We start from the raw sequence: 4,124 nt of genomic DNA, 5'->3' as shown, positions 1-4,124 counted from the left end.
CTTCCTTTAATTCCTGCATCTTTTTCAAATTTGGAAAATTTTCTTTGATAGCTTCTAGTTTGATTTTTTGGGGTTCCGTTAAATCTTCTTCATTTTTTAACAGGCTATATTTACTTCGCTTTAAAACTTCTAGCTTTGCTTCTTTTTCCGCTTTCTATTTTTTATTTTTCTGCGCTGACCCAGCTCTTTTTTCTGCTCTTCTCTGTTCGTCTAACTCTTGATTAATTTGTTTCATTATATGGAATCTATCGGCGACTAACTCGGCCGATGACATCAATTCTTTCACCAGATTTTTATAGGACAACCAAAGATATATGCTCACTTCTTCAACTTGCTCTAACACCTCTTTTCCCCAGCCTGTAAGCGTTTTCCTTAATTCCTCTTGTGTTCGCTTCTCTGGAATAGCTATTAGTTTTCCCGTATCTAAATTTACTAAAACTGCACAGTAATTTTTTTGTCCTTTGACTAGAGCGATTTCATCGATTCCTAGTCTTTTTAATTTCGATAAGTCTGGCTCTGTAATTTTTTCGGCGATGTCCTCTAGCATTCTTTGAATCTCTTCTTCCGTTACGTCATTTCTTCGGCTAACATTTAAAATGTCTCCTTCTTTTAATTGCAGGGTAAGCGCATCTTAACAATTCTTGACAAAATCAACTTTGTGTGAGTTGCTTACCTAGTCGGCGATTCAGGCATATTTGAGGAGAATTTGCCATCTCAATTGTTAAGCAAAAATCGACCAAATGTTAAGATTTCGTAACTATTTTGATTGACTTGTATCACCTGAAATGCCCATGCGGATCACAAAATTGGCCAATTGTCAATAGCTTTTCTCACCCTGTTTTTACATTGGCGCGAGTCATGCTATCCTATAAGATAGGACTTACGCATCGACAGGATTGACCAAATATGAGGTATGGGTTTCAGGCATTTTAACGTGATTTTTTGATGACTTTTGAGCGATCGCTATCGTTGGGAAGTTAATCGCCAAAAGTCTGAAACGACCGATTTTCATTCATGCACACCATGGTGAATTTGTACAGTGCGTAAGTCCTATAAGAGATGCGGCTCTTCGTTACTTGGTATGATTCGAGCAGGGGGAATAAATCGACTAAATCCTTATCTGGCGAGAGATTTAATTGATTAGTTCGCTCTAGATCAAAAACAATTGACAAAAATCGCCAAACGTCTTTCTCTATAAGGGTTCCATCCCTTATAACCCCCGTCCATTGCATAACAAAAACCGAAGAACCAGATTTAAAAGGGAATCCAATCAACTCGGTCAATCCATTCTTCTGCTTCGGATGCTTCCCAAATCATACTAAATCCGTTGAGTACAGGCTAGTTATGAGGAGAGGCAAAAGGCAAGGGGCAAAAGGCAAAGGGTAATAAATAATCAGTTTTTAATAACCGGATTTAGTATCAGATATAATTCTTCTGCCCAGATTTCTAAATTAGCACTGGGGCGCAACCACAGTAAACCCCAAATATGTCCCCCCTTATCCCAATGGTTTTTGAGGTGTCCAGGCATACTGCGACGATTATTGGTAACTAATAACCGTTGAAATGACGCAACATAATCTAGGATTTGTGGGTCTAAAGTTCCTAGGGGTGGTGCATCGGGTTCACCTACTCGCAAAATATCGAGATTAGGATTCGATCGTAACAGAGATATTTTGAGGTCTGGGGATAAGTTTTCATCTAACAAAAACCGGATTCTCATGCGAGGTTTAGTTCTTGCTGTTTCCGTTTTAGTTTTAGTTGTCTTAGGCGTTGAATCAGGGGGGATGGCTCGGTATTTAACCACTGTTGGTATTGTTCTTCTTGCCAGTCATGGAGGTGCTGAAGATAAGCATCTATCAAGGTCTTATTGTGATAGTAATAGGCGAGAGTAGCGTAAATTTTCTCTAGGTTTAAGCTGGGTAGCTCTTGGAGAATCTGCTGAGAAGTATAACCTTTTAAATGGTAGTTGATGACATCCTCAATCCCAATGCGATGTCCTTTAATGCGGATGTCATCTGGAGCAAAAACTTCAAAGTATTCTTCTAGTTGCATGGTTTTCTTGGAGCAAACTTTTTCTTTTAATTGTAGCATCGCTACCAGTTATCAGTTATCAGCCCGGCTCTTTGATAACTGTTCACTGATAACTGAAAAGGTATTTCTACTTTCAGGGATGAAGTGCAAGAAAGTGTAAATTCGCCGCTAGTGTTGACTTCGCCATTATCTTCCCTCTAGCGGCCATGATTGTCTGGTTCTACAAAGCTGTTCCCGAAGGTTCAATTAGTTTCACCTTTAAAGCTCTAGAAATCCACTTTGAGGTAAAGAAAGGAAGCCGGACTTAGGAAAAAAAGACGGCAATCGCTTTCAATCAGTATTAAGGGTTAGCCAGTATCTACACAGAACAAGCTGTGTGCTGGAAACAACACACCATGCTGGTCAAGGATTTATTTTGCGCCAGTCACAAGGAGTCGTTGAGCAGTCGGGGCTAATTAATGAGCTAGATTGGTCTTCCCGGTCACTTCCTTTTAAGGTAATTTTCCCCGTTAATCCTTCAGTATTAAAATCATCCTTAGCTAAGGTGTTTCGTGTCCCCTCTCTGCTAGGCATTTGTCCCTGTTCAAGCTGTTGTACGATAGCTTCAACTAACATTTTTGTGGCATCATAAGCCATGGCCATTTGCCAATTGAGCTTCGGCTTAGTTGACCAAGGTAGTGGTTTCTGGTCAACAAAATCAGCCAGTTTTTTACTCTCTTCATCAGAGGGATACCAAGGTATAGCTATTACCATCTTTTCTAGAGATTCCCTGCCAATGGTATCGACAAGTTCTAAAACTTCGTCATTAAACAGTGGGTTGTTCCCAGCTATCAAAAACGTCCCCCGATTTTCCTTAATAATTTGAATTTTTTTCTCCTTGCTCTCCGTATCGATAAAAGCATCACTTATAATAACTAAGGCTGTTTTGTCTTTAAGCTGATTAAATTTTTGCTTGAAACTGTCTACATCTAGGTCTATTGGTGATTTCGTTATATTTACCTCAGGCTTTATATTTATACTTGACTGCTTTAATTGCTTAGTAAAATTTTCATAAAAGGATTGTGCTACCAAATCATTATCATGGAAGATTATCACTTGTTGATATCCTTTTTTTTCTAGGTATTTAACTAAGTCTTGAGCTGCGATTTCTGTCGTAGATATAGGTCGAAAAAACCAAGACAAGTCCTGACTCTTATTTTTATCTTGAGCCTTGAAAGCCTCTATCGTAGCCGTACTTGTAGGTGAAATTAGCACTAATTTTTCTAGATAATCATCTAATACATAATAAGTTGCGTGACTCGAATACGGTCCAATAACCCCCATAATTTTTTCCCTACCTACTAATTCTTTAGCTACCTTTAAGGCTTCATCGTCATTGTTAGAATCGTTGGCCATGACAACTATTAATTTAAAAATACCATTGTTTTTATTAAATTCAGCTTGTTGCCAACCTACTCCAGTAAGAATACTTCCACCAAAATCTGGTGGTATTTTATCGCCAAAGCCAGTAGATACAGCAATAGTAAATACATTCTTTGGACTGATAGTGCCGCTTTTTAGTTGATACATGACACGGGCATTATTTAGAGCAATTAAAGTAACTGGATCTTTCTCTTTTTCCCAGGCTTTTTCTAGATAACTAATAGCCTCTTTATAATTACCCTTAGCGAATTCTTCTCTTCCCTTTTCTTCCCCTCGGAGTAGTTGTCCCGATGATGGATAATGGGGAAAATCAAGTTTTTCTCCACAACTTATAAAATGAGGGGTGTTCTTACACGCCGATAATGGATCGGTTATCTCTCTTACATAAAAAATAACCAGAGAAATTATTAATGCTAAAATAAACAAAATGGCGAAATTAAACCATTTATTGAGTTCTATCAACCAGCGACAAAATAGCATTATTCTCTTTTTAGTCCAGCGATAAGATAAATTTATTGTATTTATGATAATTGGTTCTTCGTTACTTGGTATGGTTCGATCAGGGGGCAGAAATCGGCTAAATCTTTATCTGGCAAGAGACTTAATTGATTAGCTCGTTCTAGATTGAAAACAATTGGCAAAAATCGAAGCAATGTCTTTCTATATAAGGG

The 4,124-nt window shown here is 38.1% G+C and carries 4 protein-coding genes and 1 pseudogene; all 5 read right to left on the bottom strand.

Going from position 1 to position 4,124, the window contains the following annotated elements; all coding sequences use genetic code 11:
* Positions 1 to 616 (bottom strand): annotated as a pseudogene (locus tag IM456_RS14375) (ISL3 family transposase); the annotation flags it as partial.
* A 361-nt stretch (positions 617 to 977) separates the two neighbouring features.
* The gene (locus tag IM456_RS14370; protein ID WP_253881526.1) at positions 978 to 1,232 is read right to left on the bottom strand and encodes a hypothetical protein; all 255 of its coding nucleotides are present in this window, start codon (positions 1,230 to 1,232) and stop codon (positions 978 to 980) included.
* 161 nt (positions 1,233 to 1,393) lie between these two features.
* Complete coding sequence (locus IM456_RS14365) at positions 1,394 to 1,705, bottom strand: DUF5615 family PIN-like protein (RefSeq protein ID WP_253881524.1); 312 nt, start codon at positions 1,703 to 1,705, stop codon at positions 1,394 to 1,396.
* An 11-nt stretch (positions 1,706 to 1,716) separates the two neighbouring features.
* Positions 1,717 to 2,052 (bottom strand): DUF433 domain-containing protein, encoded by a 336-nt coding sequence (locus IM456_RS14360; RefSeq protein WP_149988579.1) that lies wholly within the window; start codon positions 2,050 to 2,052, stop codon positions 1,717 to 1,719.
* 381 nt (positions 2,053 to 2,433) lie between these two features.
* Complete coding sequence (locus IM456_RS14355; protein ID WP_287693143.1) at positions 2,434 to 3,933, bottom strand: ABC transporter substrate-binding protein; 1,500 nt, start codon at positions 3,931 to 3,933, stop codon at positions 2,434 to 2,436.
* Between the last annotated feature and the right edge of the window lie 191 nt (positions 3,934 to 4,124).

The sequence above is a fragment of the Microcystis sp. M079S1 genome, assembly GCF_020246425.1.
GTDB classification, from domain to species: Bacteria; Cyanobacteriota; Cyanobacteriia; order Cyanobacteriales; family Microcystaceae; genus Microcystis; species Microcystis aeruginosa.
Note: the sequence above shows the minus strand (reverse complement) of the source record. Positions and strands in the feature narration are given on the sequence as shown.